Here is a 20,566-nt window from a genome sequence, read left to right as displayed (position 1 = left end):
CCATGTGAGAGTAGGTCATCGTCAAGATTAAATTCCAAACCCCCTGTCTGCTCACGCAGACAGGGGGTTTGTTTTTGCGCCGAGAAAAGTTTTGGCGCAACCTGTGCTCACTTTTTCGCTGCCCCATGCGTTTTTCAGAGCAAAAAAAACCACCTCGCAAGGTGGTTTTTTCGAGCCTGTGACTCAGTCGCCGTAGTAAATACAGCCACTGGTGCAGGTTTCATGAATGCGTATTGCCGACAGCTCTGGCAGCAAGGGTTTGAGCTGTTGCCAGATCCACTTGGCCAGAACTTCGCTGGTCGGGTTTTCCAGGCCAGGGATGTCGTTGAGGTAGTTGTGATCTAGCAGCTCATAAAGCGGTTTGAAAATCGCTTTGATTTCAGAAAAATCACGGATCCAGCCAGTTGCCGGGTCAATGTCGCCGCTTAGATGGATAGCAACCTTGAAGGAGTGACCGTGCAACCGCCCGCATTTATGGCCTTCAGGAACGTAAGGCAGGCGGTGCGCAGATTCGAAGGTAAACTCTTTGAAAATTTCCACAATAGTTATAGCTCTGAAGAGGTGACTATCGCCTGAGCGATAAATACAGGGCAGCAGTTTAACAGTTAACGCCCGCAGCAGGTGCATACCTCCAGCCATGCGGTATCAGGGCGGCCGATTCAGTTTCAATTAAGCTCGTGGCGTTATGCTTCGACCTTTTAATATCGTAAGAATGACGCTAAGGGAGGCCCTGGAGGTCAGTGATGACAGTGAACCTGCGAGTTGGCGGACTTGTCGTACTTGTGCTCTGTGCTTTCTGCTCCTTGGCCATTGCACGTGACCTGGGGCAAGACGAGGCATTGCGTTTGCGTGAGCAAGGGCTTATTAAGCCCCTGGAGCAACTGCTGCAAAAAGCTCTGGAGCGGCACCCGGGCGCAAAGTTGCTGGAGGTAGAGCTGGAGGAGGATGACGATATTTATGTTTACGAGGTTGAACTGCTTACCACCAGTGGCGTAGTGCGCGAGATCAAGCTGAACGCCAGTAATGGTCAATTGCTCAAAGACGAGGTAGATGATTAATGCGGTTGCTGCTGGTTGAAGATCACGTCCCCTTGGCTGATGAGCTGATGGCCGGTTTGGCCCGTTTGGGCTATGCCGTTGATTGGTTGGCTGATGGCCGTGATGCTCTTTATCAGGGGCAGAGCGAACCCTATGACCTGATTATCCTTGATCTGGGCTTGCCCGGGATGTCCGGTATCGATGTTCTCAAGCAGTGGCGTGCCAAAGGCCTGGCCACACCTGTGCTTATTCTGACTGCCCGGAGTTCATGGTCCGAGCGCATCGACGGGCTAAAGGCCGGTGCTGATGATTACGTGACCAAGCCCTTTCATCCTGAAGAACTGCAGTTACGGGTACAAGCGTTGTTGCGCCGCTCCCACGGGCAACCGAATCAGCCTTTATTGAGTTCTGCCGGGCTGCAACTGGATGAAGCCCGTCAATGTGTTATCCATGACGGCACCGAGGTGCAGTTGACTGCCGCCGAGTTTCGGCTTTTGCGCTATTTCATGTTGCACCCGCAACAGATCCTCTCGAAAAGCCATCTGGCCGAGCATCTCTATGACGGTGAGACCGAGCGTGATTCCAATGTGCTTGAGGTTCATGTGAACCATCTGCGTCGTAAGCTTGGGCGTACAGTCATCGAAACCCGTCGTGGTCAGGGGTATATGTTCGGTACGGCCAGTCAGTGAAGTCCATGCAAAGGCGCTTGAGCCTGGGTTTGATCAGTGTGCTCTTGATTGCCGGTCTGGTAGTAGGCCAGGTCAGTCTGTGGTTGTTTGAAAATGGCCTTCAGCGTTATCTGGAGTCAGGCCTGCAAAACGACAGCGAGAACTTGCTGATTGCCTTGAGTCGTGGCCCCCAGGGCTTGCAACTGGATGAGCGGCGTTTGTCGCCGGCGTATCAGCGGCCATTTTCCGGGCACTATTTCAGTATTGAATTCGGGGAGACTCACTGGCGTTCACGCTCGCTGTGGGATGCTCAATTGCCGCGCCCCGACCGACCGGGCCTCAGTCGTGAACTACAGCCTGGCCCGGAAGGGCAGATGTTACTGGTCTTGCGCAGCGACTATCAGCGCCTTGGCCAGGCGGTATCGATCACGGTGGCTCAGGACTACACGCCGATACGCGATAGCTTGCGTCAAGTTCAACGGATCGGTCTTGGTATGGGGGTCTTGGCCCTTATTGTGATTTTGCTGCTGCAGCGCGTCACGGTTCGCCGTGCCCTGCGGCCGTTGGAAACAGCACGCCAGCAAATTTCTCAGCTTCAGTCGGGGCAGCGCTCTCAGCTGGATGCCCGGGTGCCCCTTGAGCTTGAGCCACTGGTCACGCAGATTAACCATTTGCTGGCTCATACCGAAGACACCCTCAAACGCTCGCGCAATGCGCTGGGCAACCTGGGGCATGCACTCAAAACTCCGTTGGCGGTGTTGATCAGCCTGGCCAACGATCCGCGGCTTGCGGCTTATCCGCAGATACAAAATACATTGTGTGAACAGTTGGAGCAGATACAGCAGCGCATGAGCCGTGAGCTTAACCGTGCGCGTCTTGCGGGCGATGCCTTGCCGGGTGCGCAATTCGATGCGGATGCAGAGTTGCCGGGGCTGCTGTCGACCCTCGGGATGATCCACGGCGAGCATCTGCAACTGACGCACAACGTTGCGCCGGGGTTGCTGTTGCCCTGGGATCGGGAAGACATGCTCGAATTGCTCGGCAATCTTCTGGATAACGCCTGCAAATGGGCGGACTCCCAAGTCGAACTGAGCATCAGCCAAACTGGCGACGGGTTTGTCATTGAAGTACAGGACGATGGCCCGGGCATTCCCGAGACTGAGCGTGATCAGGTGTTCAGTCGTGGTATGCGCCTTGACGAGCAAGCCAGTGGTCACGGCTTGGGGCTTGGCATCGTGCGGGATATTGTTGAAGCGTGGGGTGGCAAACTGCAGCTTGGAACGGCTGAGATAGGCGGGTTGCTGGTGAGCATCAAGCTACCGGCGCGTAAGCAAAAGGCGACGACGGCTTAAAGCCGTCATCGCCAAAGGTTCAGACGCGGAACTGATCCATCAGTTTTTGCTGCTGGTTGGCCAGTGAGTTAAGCGACTGGCTGACCCGTGCAGATTCATTGGCTTGCTCAGACAATGACTCGGTAACATCGCGAATGGTAGCAACGTTGTTGTTGATCTCTTCCGCCACGGCACTTTGTTCTTCTGCCGCACTGGCAATCTGCAAGTTCATGTCGGTAATCACGGTCACGGCATCGCCGATCTGTTGCAGGGCGGTCACGGCTTGGCCCACCTGCTCGACACTGCCCTGGGCCTGGCGATGGCTGTTGCTCATGGAGCTCACCACTTCCTGGGTGCCGGCTTGCAGTTGTTCGATGACCTGGCGGGTTTCTTCAACCGATTCCTGGGTCCGGCGTGCCAGGTTGCGTACCTCGTCGGCCACCACGGCAAACCCGCGTCCGGCTTCGCCTGCTCGTGCCGCTTCGATCGCTGCGTTCAAGGCGAGGAGGTTGGTCTGTTCGGCAATTGCACGAATAACTTCCAGTACCGATCCGATTTTCTCGCTATCGGCAGCCAGCCCTTCAACCTGGGTCATGGCTACGCTCATGTCGGCGGCCAGATGATCGATACTGGCGGTGGTGCGATCGATGATGGTCAAGCCCTGTCGTGTGGCCTGGTCGGCATCACGGGCGGCCTGGGCCGCTTGCGCTGCGCTGCGTGCCACATCCTGTGCGGTAGCGCTCATCTCATGGGAAGCAGTGGCTGCCTGATCGACCTGACGGTATTGCTGCTCCATGCCTGCGCTGGTCTGGGTGGCAATCGCCGCTGACTGATCGGCCGTACTGCGGGCATCCTGCACCGAGCGTTTGACCTCGGCGATGGTCGGTTGCAGTTTGTCGAGAAAGCGGTTGAACCAGCTGGCCAGTTGCCCCAATTCATCTTTTTTATCGTAGGCCAGGCGACGGGTCAGGTCTCCCTCACCGCTGGCAATATCTTCCAGCATATGGGCCACGCCGAGGATTGGCCGGGTCACGCTAAGGGCCATCAGCCACACCAGCAAGAGCCCGATAATGGCCGCCAGTGAGCCCCAGGCCAGCTCGATCAAAGCTCCGGCTTTATTACGTTCGTCCAGTTCGGCCTGCAACGCCTGGGCCGGGCCGATCAGAACTTTCTCGGGTACGTCGAGCAACACGCCCCACGGCTTGCTGCCCGGAATCGGCAGGAAGGGTGTGAGCACCTTCAGGCGTTGCTGGCTGCGAATGCTTTGTACCTGATCACCGCTGGCCATCATTCGGATCAGGGCCGTGCCATCGTTGCTGTCGACCTGGTCGAGGCGTTGGGCAAGTTTGCTGGCATCAGCACTGAAACCGGCCAGGATGCCTGCCGAACTGATGATGCCCACCCGGGTTTCCCCGTCGTACAGTCGCTGGCTGGCTTGCAGGCTGAGGGCTTGCAAGCTGTTGAGGTTGATATCCACCGACAGCGAAGCGATGACTTTACCGTCCACGATCAATGGGAAAACGATACTGGTCAGCAGTACGCTTTGCCCGTCGATTGTATAAAAGTAAGGCTCGATGATGCACGGTTTGCGTGTGGTGCGCGGGCAGGTAAACCATGCGTTGTTGGCCTGGCCGCTGGGCCCGGTGCTGGTATCGGCCATGTCTGATTCGGGCAGTGCCATCGAGGTCAGCTTGCCCGGCGTCGGTTGCGACCAGTACAGGGCAAAGCGGCCCTTGTCGTTACTGCCCAGTTCTTTTTGATGATCGAACAGCTGATCCTTGCCATCCAGTGCGTTGGCTTCGAAAACCAGCGAGAGCCCCAGCAAGTCCGGGTTGGCCTGCAGGGCGGCTTTGACCTGACGGGTCAGGTCTTCACGCAGGTCGAAGGCATCCAGAAAGCGTTTTTCCGATTGCTCACGCAAAAACAGGACTTGGCGGGCGAAGCCGTTGCCGTACTGGTAGGCGTCCATAAACTGGCGGCTGATTGCCAGTGCCTGGGCTTCACCCTGCGCTTCAATGCGGGCCTGTGCCGCCTCATTGAGCATCTGCGAGCTGGATGCCTCCACCAGATCGGCAGTGTGGTCCATGCGATAGAGCGAAAGCCCCACCAGCAGGGTAACAACACCCAGCAGGCTGAGCCCGGCGAGAAGGGTGATTTTCCATTGGATGGAAAGCTGTCTGAGCGACATGGAGACATCCTGACTAAAAGAGGCTTTGTCTGTTAGCGGCCGCAGGTGGTATTTCTTTATGCCAAACCCCGTTTTTTTAGTATGTGACCCTCCCTTTAAAAGTACGATTTGGCCCTGCAAATACTAGGGTTAAGGCCGATTGTGGACGATTGTGGGGCCGCTATCGGCATGCGCTTTGACATGACGCTGATGGTGCTGCAAAGTGTGCGCCCCCAAATACACCCACACTTCCAGATCCGGCGATTGGAACAGTCTTCTTTTGCCCGAAATTTTCCGCTTCACGGTGTTTTTATCGTGGTGCGCGCTATGAGGTTGTAATGATGAATGCAGTAATTGCCGCGGTCGGCATCATGCTGGTGCTCAGTCTGTCCCGTGTGCATGTGGTTATCGCACTGATTGTGGGTGCCCTTGTGGGCGGCCTGGTCGGTGGGCTGGGTATCGAGGCTACGCTCAATGCGTTTAATGGCGGCTTGGGTGGCGGTGCTCAGGTCGCTTTGTCCTATGCGATGCTGGGCGCTTTCGCAGTAGCCATTGCCAAGTCTGGCCTGGCCCATGCCATGGCCGATAAAGCGCTGCGCATGGTCAACAAGCAGCAAGTCGTGGGTGGCAATCGGGTCAAATGGCTATTGATCGGCTTGCTGCTGGTGGTGGCTATTTCATCGCAGAATATTCTTCCTATTCATATCGCCTTTATCCCGCTCTTGGTTCCGCCGTTGTTGTATGTGCTGACCAAACTGAAAATCGATCGGCGCCTGATCGCCTGTGTCATGACCTTTGGTTTGATCACGCCCTACATGTTCTTGCCGGTGGGCTTTGGCAACATCTTCCTTAACCAGATACTGCTCGCCAACGTCAGCAAAAGTGGCGTGGATATCAGCGCTGTCAACGTGACCCACGCCATGGCAATCCCGGCTTTGGGCATGTTGTTCGGCTTGCTGGTGGCGGTATTTATCAGCTACCGCAAAAAGCGCGATTATGATCTGGGCAAGATCGAGCAGGTCGAGCAGGTGGCCATTAGTTATAACCCGCGCACATTGCTGGTGGCTGGGGTGGCCATTGCAGCGGCGTTTATCATTCAGCTGTGGCTGGGCTCCATGATCATTGGTGCGCTGGCAGGCTTTCTGATTTTCTCGGCCTCGGGGATCGTGCGCTGGCGTGAGACCGACGATCTGTTTACCGAAGGCATGAAAATGATGGCCATGATTGGTTTCATCATGATCGCCGCTTCGGGTTTCGCCGAAGTGCTCAAAGCCACGGGGGAGGTCAAGTCGCTGGTTGAAGCGTCTGCCGGCTGGATCAACCACAGCAAGGGGGTAGGTGCACTGCTGATGTTGCTGGTGGGTTTGCTGGTGACCATGGGCATCGGCTCGTCCTTTTCAACGGTGCCTATCCTGGCGGCCATTTTTGTGCCGCTGTGTGTGCAACTGGGTTTCAGCCCCATGGCCATCGTGTGTATCGTCGGTACGGCGGGCGCTCTGGGCGATGCCGGTTCGCCAGCGTCGGACTCCACCCTGGGCCCGACTTCCGGTCTGAATATTGACGGTCAGCATCACCACATCTGGGACACCGTGGTGCCCACCTTCCTGCATTACAACTTGCCACTGCTGGCCTTTGGCTGGGTTGCGGCAATGGTCTTATAAGGCACGGGTTTTACGGCAGTTCGATCCGGCCGATTTCTCCGGGAACGGTCGGCCAGTCGCCTGCCGCCCAGCGCGCTCTGGCCTTTTCGATAAGGGCCGGGTCGCTGGCGACGAAGTTCCAGTTCATGCGCCGCGGGCCATCCAGCGGTGCGCCGCCGATCAGCACCAGGTGGCAGTCGCTGTCGGCACTCAGGGTCATCTCTTCGCCTGCTTCCAGCAGCACAAGGCTGTGGGGCTCCAGTGCCTGGCCATCCAGTTGCACGTCACCTTCAAGCATATAAAGCGCGCGTTCCGGGTAGTCGGCCGGGATCAGCAAGGTGGTGGCCGTTTGCATATGCACGTCTGCGTAAAGGGTAGGCGAGAGCACCGGTACCGGTGAAGTCAGGCAAAAGCCTGTTCCGGCTATCAGGCGAATCCGTACCCCGAGGTTGTCGCTTACGGGCAGGCTGTCGGCGGGGTGATGACTGTAGTGGCTTGCACCTTGCTCGTGGGTTTTGGGTGATGCCAGCCACACCTGCAGGCCGTGCAAATGTGAACCCTGCTCTAGCAATGATACCGGCGTGCGTTCGATATGGGCAATGGCTGCACCGGCGGTCATCCAGCTGACATCGCCGGGACCCACCAGTTGGTCAGATCCCAGGCTGTCCTTGTGCTGAATCTGGCCTTCAAACAGATAAGTCAGCGTAGACAGACCAATATGCGGGTGCTGTCGGATATTCATGCCGCTACCGGCAGGGTAATGGGTTAGCAGCATGTGGTCGAAAAATACGAATGGCCCGACGCTGCGGCATTTTGCCGAGGGCAGGGGGCGCAAAATCGGTTGGCCTTCTACGTCCTCGGCCCGAGGTCGGATCACTGTGAGTGCGCGCATGGTGCTGGCCCGGCAATGGATAAGCGCTGAGCATAACCCAGCGCTTATCCGGGCGGCAGGCCGTTACTGGCTGAAAGCGCCTTCAGACAGGTGGGTTTCGATGGTGACCTCGGCGGTGGTCATCAGTTTATGCACCGGGCACTTGTCGGCCACATTGTGCAGTTCCTCGCGCTGAGCGTCGGTCAGTACGCCCTTGAGGGTCAGTTTGACGTGCAGGGCATATTTGCCCTTAAGTTCTTCGCTGGCGTCGTGTTTGACTTCAACCGTGACTCCGGTGAGCGGGATCTCTTTTCTCTGTGCGTATAGCTTGAGCGTCAGCGCTTTGCAGGCGCCAAGGGCGGCATCGAAATAATCATGGGGGGTAGGGGCGCTGCCTTCGCCGCCCATTGTTTTGGGCAGATCGGTGAACACTTCGTAATCGTCGATCTTGATGCTGTGACGAAAACCTTCGTGTGACACGGTATTAACGGTAACAGTCATGGCAAACCTCAGCGTGGAGTGATTAAACGTCCTGATCTTTATAGAGCATGCTGGCGGCTGTACGTTCCCTCGGACAAAAAAATGCCCCGAACCAGTCGGGGCATTTTTTACTTCGCGAGCGGGTGGCTTATTTGCCAGCCCAGCGCTTGAGGACCAGAGTGGCGTTGGTGCCACCGAAGCCGAAGCTGTTGCTCATCACGTTGTTGAGCGTGACGTTCTCGCGGGTCTTGGTCAGGATCGGCATGTCGGCAACGACAGGATCGATCTCTTCGATGTTGGCCGAGCCAGCGATGAAATTGCCTTCCATCATCAGCAGGCAGTAGATCGCTTCATGAACGCCTGCGGCGCCCAGGGAGTGACCCGACAGGCTTTTGGTCGAGCTGATGGCCGGGGCCTTGTCGCCGAATACCGCGCGCACACCTTCCATTTCCTTGGCGTCGCCTACCGGAGTAGAGGTGCCGTGGGTGTTGAGGTAGTCGATCGGGCCGTCAACGGTGGCCATTGCCATCTGCATGCAGCGGATGGCGCCTTCACCGCTTGGGGCAACCATGTCGTAGCCGTCGGATGTTGCGCCGTAGCCGACGATTTCAGCGTAGATCTTGGCGCCACGGGCCAGGGCGTGTTCCAGTTCTTCAACAACAACCATGCCGCCGCCACCGGCGATGACGAAGCCGTCGCGGTTTTTGTCGTAGGCACGGGACGCTTTTTCAGGCGTGTCGTTGTACTGGGTGGACAGGGCGCCCATGGCGTCGAACAGGAACGACTGGCTCCAATGTTCTTCTTCGCCGCCGCCGGCAAATACGATGTCCTGCTTGCCCAGCTGGATCTGCTCGACTGCAGTACCGATGCAATGGGCGCTGGTGGCGCAGGCAGAGGAGATCGAGTAGTTCACGCCCTTGATTTTGAAGGGGGTGGCCAGGCAGGCGGAAACGGTGCTGCCCATGGTCCGCGTAACGCGGTACGGGCCAACACGCTTGACGCCTTTTTCACGCAGGATGTCGAGTGCTTCCATCTGATTCAGGGTCGACGCGCCGCCGGAGCCGGCGATCAGGCCGGTACGCGGGTTGGAGACTTGCTCCTCGGTCAGGCCCGAATCAGTGATGGCGTCTTTCATGGCCAGGTAGGCGTAAGCCGCTGCGTGGCCGACGAAGCGATAGATCTTGCGATCGATCAGCTCTTCGAGAGGCAGGTCAATGGAGCCGGATACCTGGCTACGCAGACCCATTTCGGCATATTCCGGGTTGAATCGGATGCCAGGGCGACTTGCACGCAGGTTAGCGGAGACGGTCTCTTTGTCATTGCCCAGGCACGAAACGATGCCCAGACCAGTGATAACGACGCGGCGCATGCGGATAACCCTTAAAAGTTGTCAGTGGAAGTAAATACGCCGACCCGAAGACCTTCGGCAGTATAAATCTCGCGACCGTCGACAGTTACCGAACCATCGGCAATGGCCAGGTTCAGCTTGCCCTTGAGGACGCGCTTGATTTGAATGTTGTAGGTGACTTTCTTGGCGGTCGGCAAGACCTGGCCAAAGAACTTCACTTCGCCCGAACCCAGGGCGCGACCGCGGCCCGGCAGGCCCTGCCAGCCTAGGTAGAAGCCGACCAGCTGCCACATGGCATCAAGGCCCAGGCAGCCCGGCATCACCGGATCGCCTTCGAAATGGCAGGCGAAGAACCACAGGTCCGGGGTGATATCCAGCTCGGCGACCAATTCACCTTTGCCGTACTTGCCACCCTCTTCGCTGATATGGGTGATGCGATCTACCATCAGCATGTTAGGGGCGGGCAGTTGCGCGTTACCCGGGCCGAACAGTTCGCCGCGGCTACAGCGCAGCAGATCTTCCCGAGTAAAGGCGTTTTGTTTGGTCATGCGAGCTCCTCAATAATCCCATGCGGCGGGTGGGGCAAATCTTCCCGACCAACTGAAACACAGGTGTTTCAGTTCGCCAGCCTACACATAGACTATTGCGTTGTAGTGAAAGTCACAGCGCAAAGGACAAGAATGTACACTTGTGCACTGAAAATTTAAATCGGGCCGGTTCAGTGGCCCATTCGGGTGCCTAAGACTGCCGCACTTTTGTCTTTTACGCCAGTCGCAGGTGGCCTTTTAGCCATAAGTTACTGGACCCAGCGCTGCAGAATTTGTTCCAGGTCAGCGCGTTTGAACGGCTTTGCCAGGTAATCGTTCATTCCGGCCTGCAGGCAGGTCTCCCGGTCGCCCTGCAGGGCATTGGCGGTCAGGGCGATGATGGGCAGGGCCCGGCAACCGGGCAACTGGCGGATTTGCCGGGTGGCTTCATAGCCGTTGATGATCGGCAGCCGGCAGTCCATCAAGATCGCGGCGAAGCGCTCGCTGTTGGCAAAGTGAATGGCCTGTGCACCGTCACTGACCATAGTCACTTCATACCCCAGGCTGCTTAGCATGGCCTCAATGACGGTCTGGTTAACCTGGTTGTCTTCCACCAGCAGCACTTTGCGCCCGGGTGCACAGATGGCCCCAGGCTCCAGCAACGGTCTCTGGCTGAGCGTGACGGGTTGATGCAGTTGCAGCGGGATTTCGAGAGTGAACACCGAGCCTTGGGCCTCTTCGCTCATGGCGTGCAGCGTGCCGCCCATTCGCTCCGCCAGCGTGCGGGCGATGGGCAGGCCCAGCCCGGTGCCGCCATAACGTCGGGAAATAGAGCTGTCGGCCTGCTGGAAGGCGGTGAACATGGCGTCCAGTTTTTCGCTGTTGATTCCGATACCGCTGTCACGTACGGCGCAGGTAAACCAGATCAGTTCGTGATCCAGTTGTTGCCAGAGCGGTTCGATAATCACCTGACCCCGTTCAGTGAACTTCAGGGCATTACCGATCAGGTTGACCAGGATTTGCCGGATCCGGGTCGGATCGCCCAGTACAGGCAAGTCCTGCAGCCCTTCAGGAATGTTCAGTTGCAAGTGCAGGCCACGTTGCACGGCGTTGTGCTGGAATGCCTGGGCGCAGTTGCTGACCATTTCGGCGAGGTTGAAGGGGATACGCTCCAGCTCCAGTGCTGAGCGTTCGATTCGGGAGAAATCGAGGATGTCGTTGATGACCTTGAGCAAGTGTTCGGTGGATTCCGATGCCAGGGCGGCATATTCGGCCTGCTCTTCGGTCATCTGCGTGGTTTCCAGCAGTTGCAGCATGCCCAGCACGCCGTTCATGGGGGTGCGCAGTTCGTGACTCATCATGGCCAGGAAGTCGGTTTTCGCACGGTTGGCACGCTCGGCTTCTTCACGTGTCTGGATCAATTGCGCAATGGCAGATTGTTGCTCGCGGCTGGCTTGCTCAAGGCCTGTGGCCAGGTTGTTGATGTGTTGGGCCAATGTGCCCAGCTCGCCGTCGTCGACCACGGGCAAGGGGGTTTTATAGTCGCCGTACTGGATGGCCTTGACCGCCTTGCTCATGTCACTGATGGGCCTGGACAGGTTGGACGCCAGGCGCTTGGCCAGCAGATAAGTGAAGCCCAGGGCAAACAAGGCAAGAATCACGGCCTTGAGCAGGATTTCCTGCTGGCGCGTGCTGAATGCTTCGCCGGACATGCCGACCAGTACCCGGCCCAGATAATCTTCTGTCAGGTCCGCAGCCTGTCGATTGCCGAGCAGTAAATAACCGCCGGAGGGGCTCTTCTGCACTCTGACCGGCGCCTGAAACACTTCAACCTGCGAGCTCTTGTCAGCATTGGGCGCGGGATGCTCGGCGTGGGCCAGTATGTCGTTGGCCCGGTTCTGTACCTGCACGAATTGAACATGGGGAATGTTCAGCGAGGCGTTGATCAGGGTTTCCAGCACATCGTTGTTCCCCGACATGATCCCGTACTCGGTGGCGGGTGCCAGCTGGTTGGCGATCAATTGGCCGGTGTGCTTGAGTTCCTGGCGCAAATCCTGGATTCGTACGAAGGTAAAAAAGCTGATCAGCAACAGCGTCAATAGCAGGGCCGGGCCCAGACTCATCATCTGCGTGCGGGTGTGGATGTCCCACCGGCTGCGAGTCATCATGGGAACGCGGCTCCGTCGGTCAGTCGCCAGTGCGTCAGTCCATTTCCACTGTCCATTGTCATCCTTGACCTGCGCGTGTTCATTTTGAAGTGCAGCAATGCTGCCTCTGGGTGTGAGTACCGGAACCGCATGGTAACCGAGGTCCTGTTCTTTTTCAGTCATGGCCATCTATATGCTGTGGGGCTGGTCGCGGGGGATGTGCTCCGTATAATGCCGTCATTGCCACTGCTAGATGGATAACGGGATTGCATATGACTGAACAGCACGCTATTGCGGTCTTGGGAGGCGGAAGCTTTGGCACCGCCGTGGCCAACTTGCTGGCAGAAAACGGTCATCGAGTGCATCAGTGGATGCGCGACCCCGAGCAAGCCGAGGCCATTCGCCTCAATCGTGAAAACCCTCGTTACCTTAAAGGTATCAAGATTCATCCCGGGGTCGAGCCGGTCACTGACTTGCAGGCCACACTCGATGCCTGCCAGTTGTGCTTCGTGGCTTTGCCGTCCAGCGCCTTGCGCAGTGTGCTGGCGGAGCATGCCGGGCGCCTGAGCGGCAAGATGCTGGTCAGCCTGACCAAGGGGATTGAAGCCCACAGCTTCAAGCTGATGAGCGAGATCCTTGAAGAAATCGCCCCGCAGGCACGCATCGGTGTGCTGTCCGGGCCCAACCTCGCCCGCGAGGTGGCCGAACATGCGCTGACTGCCACCGTGGTCGCCAGCGCCGACGAAGAACTCTGCACCCGCGTGCAGGCTGCACTGCATGGCCGCACGTTCCGTGTCTACGCCAGTGCCGACCGCTTTGGCGTGGAGCTGGGCGGGGCCCTGAAAAACGTTTACGCGATCATCGCCGGCATGGCCGTGGCGCTGGGTATGGGCGAGAACACCAAAAGCATGCTGATTACCCGTGCCTTGGCAGAAATGACTCGCTTCGCCGTCAGCCAGGGTGCCAACCCCATGACCTTTCTCGGGCTGGCAGGAGTAGGCGACTTGATCGTTACCTGCTCATCGCCTAAAAGCCGCAACTATCAGGTCGGCTTTGCCCTGGGGCAGGGGCTGAGCCTTGAAGATGCCGTTACCCGCCTGGGTGAAGTGGCCGAAGGCGTGAATACCCTTAAGGTACTCAAGGCCAAGGCGCAGGAACTGAACGTTTACATGCCATTGGTTGCCGGGTTGCACGCAATCCTGTTCGAGGGCTACACCCTGGAGCAGGTGATCGGGCAATTGATGCGTGGCGAGCCCAAGACCGATGTCGACTTTATCTCCACCAGCGGTTTTAACTGAGCACCACAGGAGCAGCACATGAACGACACTAAAAACGCACCCAAGTACGAGTCGCTTGTTTTGCGCGTGCTGTGGATGCTGGTTTTCCTGCTGGTCTGGCAGGTGGCACAACTGGTTCTTGGCGGGCTGGTGCTGGTGCAGTTGATTTACCGTGTGGTCTACGGTGCGCCCAATGGCGGCTTGATGAACTTTGGTGACAGCCTGAGCCTTTACCTGGCGCAGATCGGTCGTTTCGGCAGTTTTCACACCGAACAAAAACCCTGGCCGTTCGCCGACTGGCCAGTGCCGCGGGCACCTGAAGGCGAAGCGCCCTACACGCCAGGCGCCAATGGTGAAGGGACCAAGCCATGAAAGTCTGGATTCTGCGTCATGGCGAAGCCGAGCCCCATGCCCGCCGTGATGCCGAGCGTGAGCTGACCCCCCACGGGCGTGAGCAGGTGCTGGGCAGCGCCGCTCATTTGATTGGCCAGCCGCTGGACTGCATTCTGGTCAGTCCTTATGTGCGCGCCCAGCAAACCGCCGCGTTGGTTTGCCAGGCCCTGGGCTTTTCATCACCACCCGTCACCGTGCCCTGGCTGACGCCCGAAAGTGAACCCAAGTATGCGCTCGGCAAACTGCCGGACAGCGGCAATGTGCTGTTGGTCAGTCATCAGCCGTTTGTAGGTGAATTGATCAGCCTGATGCTGCACGGGCACATGCGGCAACCGCAGCCCATGCACACGGCCAGCCTGGTGGAGCTTGAAGGTGAGTGGCCGCTGGCGGGCAGCATGACATTGCTCAGCGCATATCACCCCTGAGCATTGCAGCGGTTGCACAGTACGGTCGTAGTGCAAGATAGTTGGGGGCGGGTTAATGGCATTTGACGCTTGCGTCGAGGGCCAGTGGCTCCGTCACCAACACTCACTGACCAAGGAATGACCACATGAGCTTGTGGACGACCCAGCCAGATCTGGCACGCCTCAATGAAATGCGCAAAAACACCATTTGCGATGTGCTGGATATCACGTTCGATGCGTTTGACGACAACTCCATCACCGCAAGCATGGTAGTGGACCATCGTACCCACCAGCCCTTCGGCTTGCTGCATGGCGGTGCGTCGGTGGTGCTGGCAGAAACACTCGGCTCGATGGCCAGCTACATGTGCATCGATACGCAAAAATTCTATTGTGTGGGCCTTGAGGTCAATGCCAACCACTTGCGTGGCGTGCGCAGCGGCCGGGTGAGTGCAATCGCACGCCCGGTCCATATCGGTCGCACCACCCATGTGTGGGATATCCGCCTGAGCGACGACAGCGGTAAAATAAACTGCATCTCGCGCCTGACCATCGCCGTTGTGCCCCTGGGTGAAACACCCCCAGCGCGGTGATCAAACGGTCAGTCAATGGCCGTAGTGTCGTCACTCATGGCGCATACGGTCATTGATATGAAGAATATTCCTGCAGACAATACGGCATTCTTCCTACATCTGGATGCCTTGTATGTCTCGGCAGATTTTTTTCGCCCATGCCAACGGCTTCCCTTCAGCCACGTACGGGAAGTTGTTCAATGCCCTGGCGCCGGATTTTTGCGTGACGCATTTGTCACAGCACGGGCATGACCCGCGTTACCCGGTGGACAACAACTGGCATAACCTGGTCGATGAGCTGATATATCATCTTCGCCAGCAAGCCGGGCCCGTATTGGGCGTGGGTCACTCGCTGGGCGGGATGTTGCATTTGCATGCCGCAATCCGCTGCCCGCAGCTTTACCGGGGCGTCGTCATGCTGGATTCGCCGGTGTTGACGCGCACTGATCAATGGGTGATTCGCGCGGCCAAGCGCTTTGGCCTGATTGATCGCTTGACCCCCGCCGGTCGCACGCTGGGGCGGCGTGAAGAGTTTGCCGACCGTGAAGCGGCACGCGCTTACTTTGCCGGCAAATCACTGTTTCGCAGCTTTGACCCCGATTGCTTCGAGGCCTATCTGGAGCACGGCTTGCAACCTGTGGATGAGTGTTTGCGGTTGCGCTTTGACCCTGCCACCGAAATCGATATCTATCGCAGCGTTCCGCATACCAGCCCCGGGCAGGCCTTCAAGCTGCAGGTGCCGCTGACCGTGGTGCGTGGTCGCGACAGCCGCGTGGTCATGAACCATCCTGCCAGGGCGGTGGCGCGCATGCCCAACGGCGAGGCGTTGAGCGTGCCGGGCGGGCACATGTTCCCGCTTGAGCAGCCGCAGGATACCGCCAGCCTGCTGAAACAGATTTTTGCCCGCTGGGAACTCCGTCATCCCGGCCTTTAACGAGCATTTCGCATGAGCCCTGTGGTTGAAGAAATTCGTCTGAGCCTGCCGCATATCGAGCTGGCTGCACATATATTCGGCCCCGAGGATGGCTTGCCTGTTATCGCCCTGCATGGCTGGCTGGATAACGCCAACAGCTTTGCCCGGCTGGCGCCAAAGCTGACGGGCTTGCGTATCGTGGCCCTGGATTTTGCCGGGCATGGCCATTCCGATCACCGTCCCCGTGGCGCCGGCTATGCGCTGGCGGACTATGCCTTTGATGTGCTGTGCATGGCCGAGCAACTGGGCTGGGAGCGCTTTGCTCTGCTTGGGCACTCACTGGGTGCCATTGTGTCTGTGGTCATTGCCGGTTCGTTCCCGGAGCGCGTGACCCGCATGGGGCTGATTGATGGCATTGTCGCGCGCAGCGGCCCCGAGGGTGATGCCGCCGAGCGCATGGGCCAGGCCCTGCAGGCGCAGCTCGATCTGGAGCACAAGCGCAAGTCGGTGCATCCGACACTCGACCGGGCTGTCGAAGCGCGGATGAAAGGCCTGGTAGCCGTCAGCCGTGAGGCCGCCGAGCTGCTCGCCCAGCGCGGGCTGATGCCAGTGCCCGGCGGCTACAGCTGGCGCAGCGACAGCCGGCTCACCTTGCCATCGCCCTTGCGCCTGAGTGACGAGCAGGCGATGTCCTTTGTACGACGGGTGAGTTGCCCGACCACCCTGGTGGTGGCGCAGCAGGGCATGCTGGCCAGCCACCCCGAGCTACTGGATCGGCTACCCTTCAACCTGGAACGGTTGCCGGGTGGCCATCATTTGCACCTGAATGACGAGGCGGGAGCGATCCTTGTTGCAGACTGTTTCAATCGCTTCTTCGCTGTTCCTTGACTTGCGGCTAGCAACTGTCGAGGCTTGGCGGGTTGAAATGGGAGACAACCATGATAGATCTGTACACCGCTGCGACCCCGAAAGGCCACCCGGTCTCTATCGTGAGGATGCTCAGCCACACGTCATCACCCGGTGATGTGCGCCGATGAAAATACCCAGCCGATTTATCCTGGCTCTGGGCCTGGGCTGTTTGAGCCCGTTACTTTGGGCCAGCGATGTGCCCGGCAGCAGTGATTTGCCGGATGTGCCGCGCCTCGCGGACGCGCAGATTGTCGATTACAGCGTGCGGCCCGATGTCGAACGTATCTACCCGATGGGCTCGATCCGCAAGATCAGCGGTCGCCTGCGATTCGAAGGGCAGGTCAATGCCCGTGGTCAGATTACGGCCGTCACCTACGAGCTGCCTGCCGAGCACTCGGCCACCGAAGCCTTTACCGCTGCACGCGAGGCGTTGCAAAAGCAGGGCGCCGAGTTGTTGTTCTGGTGTCAGGCTCGTGACTGTGGCGAAAGCAGCCTGTGGGCCAATGAAGTGTTCGGCAATTCCAAGCTGGTGGGCTCCGACGAGCAGCAGTCTTACTTGCTGCTGCGCCGTGCGGCCCCCGCTCAGAACCAGCTGGTTGCCCTGTACGGGATCAATCGGGGCAATCGCAAGGCCTATCTGCACGTTGAGCAGATGCAGGCGAGTGCCGACCTGGGAGAACTGTTGCCTACCTCGGCCACCCTGCAACGCCAGCTTAAAAGCACGGGCGAGCTGGATTTTCCCAAGCTTGCGGGCGACCCGGATACTCAGTGGCTGACGTTAATTTCAAGGGCATTGAACCTGGATGCAACCTCCAGGGTCAGTTTAACCGGTGCCAAGGCTGGCGCCTGGCGCGATGCGCTGATCGCTAACGGTGTACGGGCGTCGCGCCTGGAACTGGGTGACGGTCAGGCCAAAGGGTTGCGCATCGAACTGTTGCGTTAAGCCTGTGTAAACGACGACTACACTCTACGTAGTCGTCGTCCTTCTTTGATTTCTGAATTTTCTGTGGAACACACATGCTCAATAACGATCGCCTGCTGGTGCAGATTCTGCTCCTGGTGTTGTTCGGTGCCAGCCTGTGGGTGATGGCCCCTTTCTGGTCGGCCTTGTTCTGGGGCGCGGTACTGGCATTTGCCAGCTGGCCCCTGATGCGCCTGCTGACACGCTTGCTCGGTGGGCGCGAGTCGCTCGCTGCCGGCATCCTTACCCTGGGCTGGATGCTGTTGGTGGCCGGGCCTCTGGTGTGGCTGGGGTTGAACCTGGCAGATCATGTTCGCGATGCCACCACCTTCGTCAAGGATGTGCAGCTTGAAGGTTTGCCTGAAGCGCCGGCCTGGCTGGCCGGTCTGCCGCTGGTGGGGGAGCGTCTGGTGGGCATCTGGAACACCATCGACGAGCAGGGTGCGGCAATGCTGGTGGCCATCAAGCCTTACCTGGGGCAGGTCGGTAACTGGTTGCTGGCGCGCAGTGCACAGATCGGCAGCGGTATTCTTGAACTGACACTGAGCATTGTTTTTGTGTTTTTTTTCTATCGTGACGGGCCGCGTCTGGCGAGTTTTGTCCACGGGCTGCTGGAGCGCCTGATTGGTGAGCGCGCGGATTATTATCAGGAGCTGGTGGCCGGTACCGTGCAGCGCGTGGTCAACGGTGTGATCGGCACCGCAGCGGCGCAGGCATTGCTGGCATTGATCGGCTTCTTGATTGCCGGCGTGCCGGGGGCGCTGGTGCTTGGGCTGGCTACGTTCCTGCTCAGCCTGATTCCGATGGGGCCGCCGCTGATCTGGGTGCCTGCCACGGCCTGGCTGGTCTGGAAGGGTGACTACGGGATGGCGATCTTTCTCGGCATCTGGGGCACGCTGATCATCAGCGGTGTCGATAACGTGCTCAAGCCTTATCTGATCAGTCGGGGCGGCAACCTGCCACTGGTGATCGTGCTGCTAGGCGTGTTTGGCGGCTTGATAGCTTTCGGCTTTATCGGCCTGTTCATCGGCCCCACCTTGCTCGCCATCGCCTACAGCCTGCTGGTGGACTGGAGTGCCAGCCAGCAGAACAGAGGCAAGGTCTGACCTAGCCGAACTTGGGCCCGGAACGGGTATTGTTGCCCTTGGCCAAGCGGTCGTAGAGCACCACGTTGACTGTTGCAGCCAGGTTCATGCAGCCGGTGGTGGGGATGTAAATCACGTCCTCACACCATTCCAGCACATCCTTGCCGAGGGATCCGTCTTCCGGGCCAAAGATATAAATCGCCCGATCCGGGTGGGTGTACTCGGGCAATGGGCGCGCGCCCTCGACCATTTCTACGGCGACGGGAATACAGCCCAGGGGGATGATTTTTTTCAGGTCATCGATACCGATCAGCGGGATGTCCTGATGGACTTTCTTGGTATCGGTGATGAAGTCGCGGGCGCGTTCATAGCGCTTGCCGGTATAAAACACCGACGCCACGTTGTAGCAACCAGCCGCACGCATCACCGAGCCGACGTTTTCCGGTGATTTGGGGTTATACAAACCAATGCAGCTGTACCGTTTGTTTGCCACGTGCCCGAGCCCTTGCGAAAAAAGACGCGAGTATACCTGTGTTGTCCCAAACTCCGTAGCAGCTGCCGCAGGCTGCGTCCGGCGACGGAGTCGTCGTAAAGCCCGAGCCTTGCGGTCTACCCGTGAAGTCGCGGGCTCTGGTTTTACGATCGCTGCGCAATCGGACGCAGTTTCGGCAGTTGCAACGAAAACAGGCTACTCGTCTTTTTTCATCAGCCCGGCCAGTGCTGCGAATGGGTTGTGGGTGGCCTTGGCGATTTTCGGGCTGCTGGTGGAGCTGTCCGAAAAGTACTGCTGGTCGGTGTAGCGCGAGTGCTCGTTATCATGGCAATACAGGCACAGCAGCTCCCAGTTGGAGCCGTCCTGCGGGTTGTTGTCGTGGTTGTGGTCGCGGTGGTGAACAGTCAGCTCGCTCAGGCGCTTGCCGGCAAATTCACGGGCGCAACGGCCGCACACGTGGGGGTACATTTTCAGGGCCTTGTCGCGATAGCCCATTTCGCGGTCACGCTGGGCATCGGCCAGGATACGGTCCAGCTTGGCGGTGTGGGAGGGTGGATTCGCCGAACTCATGGGTTCACCTTGTAAGACTAATGACGGTTATGTCGTTAAGTTTAGCTGTTGATCAGCCTTTGATTTTTTCTGCAATCCAGATGGTGTGTCGGGTGCCCTTGTTGCCGTGGGCAAACACCTGGACTTCCTCAGCCTTGAAACCGGCTTTGCGCAGTTTGTCCGAAAATTGTTTGTCGGCACTGGCAGACCATACCGCCAGTATGCCTTTGGGGCGCAAGGCCTTGGCGCAGGCACTCAGGCCGCCGGCCGAATACAGCCAGCTATTGGCTTTTTGGGTCAGGCCTTCGGGGCCGTTGTCGACGTCGAGCATGATTGCGTCAAAACCGTTGGGTTCGGCTTGCAGCACCTTGGCCACGTCTTCCATGCGAATCACGGTGCGTGGGTCTTGCAACGGGTTGCCCGATTTTTCGCCAAGCGGGCCGCGGTTCCATTCCACAACGCCGGGCACCAGCTCGGCAACCACCACTTCAGCCGTTTTACCCAGATGTTTGAGTGCTGAAGCCAGGGTAAAGCCCATGCCCAGCCCGCCGATCAGTACCCGCGATTGCTGGCGCCCTGCGACTTTGCGGCAAGGTATTTCGGCCAGTGCGTCTTCGGAGCCGTGCATGCGGGTGTTCATCAGCTGGCCGCCATCACCACCCTGAATCTTGATCACGAAGTCTTCGCCATACTCGAACAGGCACAAGGCGCCGCCGTTTTCGGGGATCGGAGTGGTGTCGAGCAAAACAAAACGTTTCATGGAAATCTCATTGAGGGGGGCAAAAACCGCAGGTTAC

The 20,566-nt window shown here is 58.5% G+C and carries 22 protein-coding genes and 1 pseudogene; 12 read left to right on the top strand and 11 right to left on the bottom strand.

Annotated features, from left to right (window positions below; genetic code table 11):
• Nucleotides 1–183 precede the first annotated feature (183 nt).
• Nucleotides 184–540: a 6-carboxytetrahydropterin synthase QueD gene (queD, locus tag GHN92_RS15490; protein WP_019410510.1), complete on the bottom strand. Its 357-nt coding sequence runs from the start codon at nucleotides 538–540 to the stop codon at nucleotides 184–186.
• 203 nt (nucleotides 541–743) lie between these two features.
• Between queD and GHN92_RS15485 the strand changes: the two genes are divergently transcribed.
• From GHN92_RS15485 to GHN92_RS15475, 3 genes are read left to right on the top strand one after another with little or no spacing between them, the layout of a single operon-like run.
• The gene (locus GHN92_RS15485) at nucleotides 744–1,058 is read left to right on the top strand and encodes a PepSY domain-containing protein (protein WP_095018951.1); all 315 of its coding nucleotides are present in this window, start codon (nucleotides 744–746) and stop codon (nucleotides 1,056–1,058) included.
• A complete protein-coding gene (locus GHN92_RS15480) occupies nucleotides 1,058–1,726 on the top strand; it encodes a response regulator transcription factor (protein ID WP_095002705.1) in 669 nt (222 codons plus the stop codon). Before GHN92_RS15485 ends, GHN92_RS15480 begins: the two co-directional genes overlap by 1 nt.
• Nucleotides 1,723–3,057: a sensor histidine kinase gene (locus GHN92_RS15475; RefSeq protein WP_095021292.1), complete on the top strand. Its 1,335-nt coding sequence runs from the start codon at nucleotides 1,723–1,725 to the stop codon at nucleotides 3,055–3,057. Before GHN92_RS15480 ends, GHN92_RS15475 begins: the two co-directional genes overlap by 4 nt.
• Nucleotides 3,058–3,076: 19 nt before the next feature.
• Here GHN92_RS15475 and GHN92_RS24450 read toward each other — a convergent pair whose 3' ends face one another.
• Together GHN92_RS24450 and GHN92_RS24445 are read right to left on the bottom strand one after the other, a co-directional pair.
• Nucleotides 3,077–3,832 (bottom strand): methyl-accepting chemotaxis protein, encoded by a 756-nt coding sequence (locus tag GHN92_RS24450; protein ID WP_370688632.1) that lies wholly within the window; start codon nucleotides 3,830–3,832, stop codon nucleotides 3,077–3,079.
• Between the two features lie 102 nt (nucleotides 3,833–3,934).
• A pseudogene (locus GHN92_RS24445) lies at nucleotides 3,935–4,081 on the bottom strand (HAMP domain-containing protein); the annotation flags it as partial.
• A gap of 1,463 nt (nucleotides 4,082–5,544) precedes the next feature.
• Between GHN92_RS24445 and GHN92_RS15465 the strand changes: the two are divergent.
• Nucleotides 5,545–6,864, top strand: a complete 1,320-nt coding sequence (locus tag GHN92_RS15465) for a Na+/H+ antiporter family protein (RefSeq protein WP_153380538.1) — start codon at nucleotides 5,545–5,547, stop codon at nucleotides 6,862–6,864.
• A 10-nt stretch (nucleotides 6,865–6,874) separates the two neighbouring features.
• Here GHN92_RS15465 and GHN92_RS15460 read toward each other — a convergent pair whose 3' ends face one another.
• From GHN92_RS15460 to GHN92_RS15440, 5 genes are all read right to left on the bottom strand, one after another.
• Nucleotides 6,875–7,735, bottom strand: a complete 861-nt coding sequence (locus GHN92_RS15460) for a pirin family protein (RefSeq protein WP_095002702.1) — start codon at nucleotides 7,733–7,735, stop codon at nucleotides 6,875–6,877.
• A gap of 63 nt (nucleotides 7,736–7,798) precedes the next feature.
• Nucleotides 7,799–8,215: an OsmC family protein gene (locus GHN92_RS15455; RefSeq protein WP_095002701.1), complete on the bottom strand. Its 417-nt coding sequence runs from the start codon at nucleotides 8,213–8,215 to the stop codon at nucleotides 7,799–7,801.
• A 127-nt stretch (nucleotides 8,216–8,342) separates the two neighbouring features.
• Nucleotides 8,343–9,563, bottom strand: coding sequence for a beta-ketoacyl-ACP synthase I (gene fabB, locus GHN92_RS15450; protein ID WP_095002700.1), 1,221 nt, complete (start codon nucleotides 9,561–9,563; stop codon nucleotides 8,343–8,345).
• A gap of 11 nt (nucleotides 9,564–9,574) precedes the next feature.
• A complete protein-coding gene (gene fabA, locus GHN92_RS15445; protein ID WP_003210552.1) occupies nucleotides 9,575–10,090 on the bottom strand; it encodes a 3-hydroxyacyl-[acyl-carrier-protein] dehydratase FabA in 516 nt (171 codons plus the stop codon).
• A 248-nt stretch (nucleotides 10,091–10,338) separates the two neighbouring features.
• Entirely contained in the window at nucleotides 10,339–12,237 is a 1,899-nt protein-coding gene (locus GHN92_RS15440) for a response regulator (protein WP_095002715.1), read from the bottom strand.
• A gap of 251 nt (nucleotides 12,238–12,488) precedes the next feature.
• On the opposite strand from GHN92_RS15440, the gene GHN92_RS15435 reads away from it, so the two are divergent.
• The 8 genes from GHN92_RS15435 (at nucleotide 12,489) to GHN92_RS15400 (ending at nucleotide 18,748) form a co-directional block, all read left to right on the top strand.
• A complete protein-coding gene (locus tag GHN92_RS15435) occupies nucleotides 12,489–13,514 on the top strand; it encodes an NAD(P)H-dependent glycerol-3-phosphate dehydrogenase (protein ID WP_095002699.1) in 1,026 nt (341 codons plus the stop codon).
• Between the two features lie 18 nt (nucleotides 13,515–13,532).
• Nucleotides 13,533–13,865 carry a DUF4389 domain-containing protein gene (locus tag GHN92_RS15430; protein ID WP_095002698.1) on the top strand — a complete coding sequence of 111 codons (333 nt, stop codon included), beginning with the start codon at nucleotides 13,533–13,535 and terminating at the stop codon, nucleotides 13,863–13,865.
• Complete coding sequence (gene sixA, locus GHN92_RS15425) at nucleotides 13,862–14,311, top strand: phosphohistidine phosphatase SixA (protein ID WP_095002697.1); 450 nt, start codon at nucleotides 13,862–13,864, stop codon at nucleotides 14,309–14,311. The genes GHN92_RS15430 and sixA overlap by 4 nt, the downstream gene beginning before the upstream one ends.
• Nucleotides 14,312–14,436: 125 nt before the next feature.
• Nucleotides 14,437–14,880: a hotdog fold thioesterase gene (locus tag GHN92_RS15420; RefSeq protein WP_095002696.1), complete on the top strand. Its 444-nt coding sequence runs from the start codon at nucleotides 14,437–14,439 to the stop codon at nucleotides 14,878–14,880.
• Nucleotides 14,881–14,992: 112 nt separating this feature from the next.
• Nucleotides 14,993–15,793 carry an alpha/beta fold hydrolase gene (locus GHN92_RS15415; RefSeq protein WP_153380528.1) on the top strand — a complete coding sequence of 267 codons (801 nt, stop codon included), beginning with the start codon at nucleotides 14,993–14,995 and terminating at the stop codon, nucleotides 15,791–15,793.
• A gap of 12 nt (nucleotides 15,794–15,805) precedes the next feature.
• The gene (locus GHN92_RS15410; protein ID WP_133143764.1) at nucleotides 15,806–16,660 is read left to right on the top strand and encodes an alpha/beta fold hydrolase; all 855 of its coding nucleotides are present in this window, start codon (nucleotides 15,806–15,808) and stop codon (nucleotides 16,658–16,660) included.
• 145 nt (nucleotides 16,661–16,805) lie between these two features.
• On the top strand, nucleotides 16,806–17,624 hold the full coding sequence (locus GHN92_RS15405; protein ID WP_095002693.1) for a DUF4892 domain-containing protein: 819 nt from the start codon (nucleotides 16,806–16,808) through the stop codon (nucleotides 17,622–17,624).
• A gap of 74 nt (nucleotides 17,625–17,698) precedes the next feature.
• Complete coding sequence (locus tag GHN92_RS15400) at nucleotides 17,699–18,748, top strand: AI-2E family transporter (RefSeq protein ID WP_095002692.1); 1,050 nt, start codon at nucleotides 17,699–17,701, stop codon at nucleotides 18,746–18,748.
• Between the two features lies 1 nt (nucleotide 18,749).
• On the opposite strand, the gene GHN92_RS15395 is transcribed toward GHN92_RS15400, so the two are convergent.
• The 3 genes from GHN92_RS15395 to GHN92_RS15385 all read right to left on the bottom strand — a co-directional run bounded on the left by GHN92_RS15395 (nucleotide 18,750) and on the right by GHN92_RS15385 (nucleotide 20,529).
• Nucleotides 18,750–19,220: an RNA methyltransferase gene (locus GHN92_RS15395; RefSeq protein ID WP_016781674.1), complete on the bottom strand. Its 471-nt coding sequence runs from the start codon at nucleotides 19,218–19,220 to the stop codon at nucleotides 18,750–18,752.
• A 195-nt stretch (nucleotides 19,221–19,415) separates the two neighbouring features.
• Nucleotides 19,416–19,790 carry a YajD family HNH nuclease gene (locus GHN92_RS15390; protein WP_016781673.1) on the bottom strand — a complete coding sequence of 125 codons (375 nt, stop codon included), beginning with the start codon at nucleotides 19,788–19,790 and terminating at the stop codon, nucleotides 19,416–19,418.
• A gap of 52 nt (nucleotides 19,791–19,842) precedes the next feature.
• The gene (locus GHN92_RS15385; protein WP_095002691.1) at nucleotides 19,843–20,529 is read right to left on the bottom strand and encodes a spermidine synthase; all 687 of its coding nucleotides are present in this window, start codon (nucleotides 20,527–20,529) and stop codon (nucleotides 19,843–19,845) included.
• Nucleotides 20,530–20,566: the final 37 nt, after the last annotated feature.

It is taken from the genome of Pseudomonas sp. FSL R10-2964, from assembly GCF_009600035.1.
Taxonomy (GTDB): Bacteria; Pseudomonadota; Gammaproteobacteria; order Pseudomonadales; family Pseudomonadaceae; genus Aquipseudomonas; species Aquipseudomonas bubulae.
This window is presented reverse-complemented; position numbering and strand designations above follow the sequence as displayed.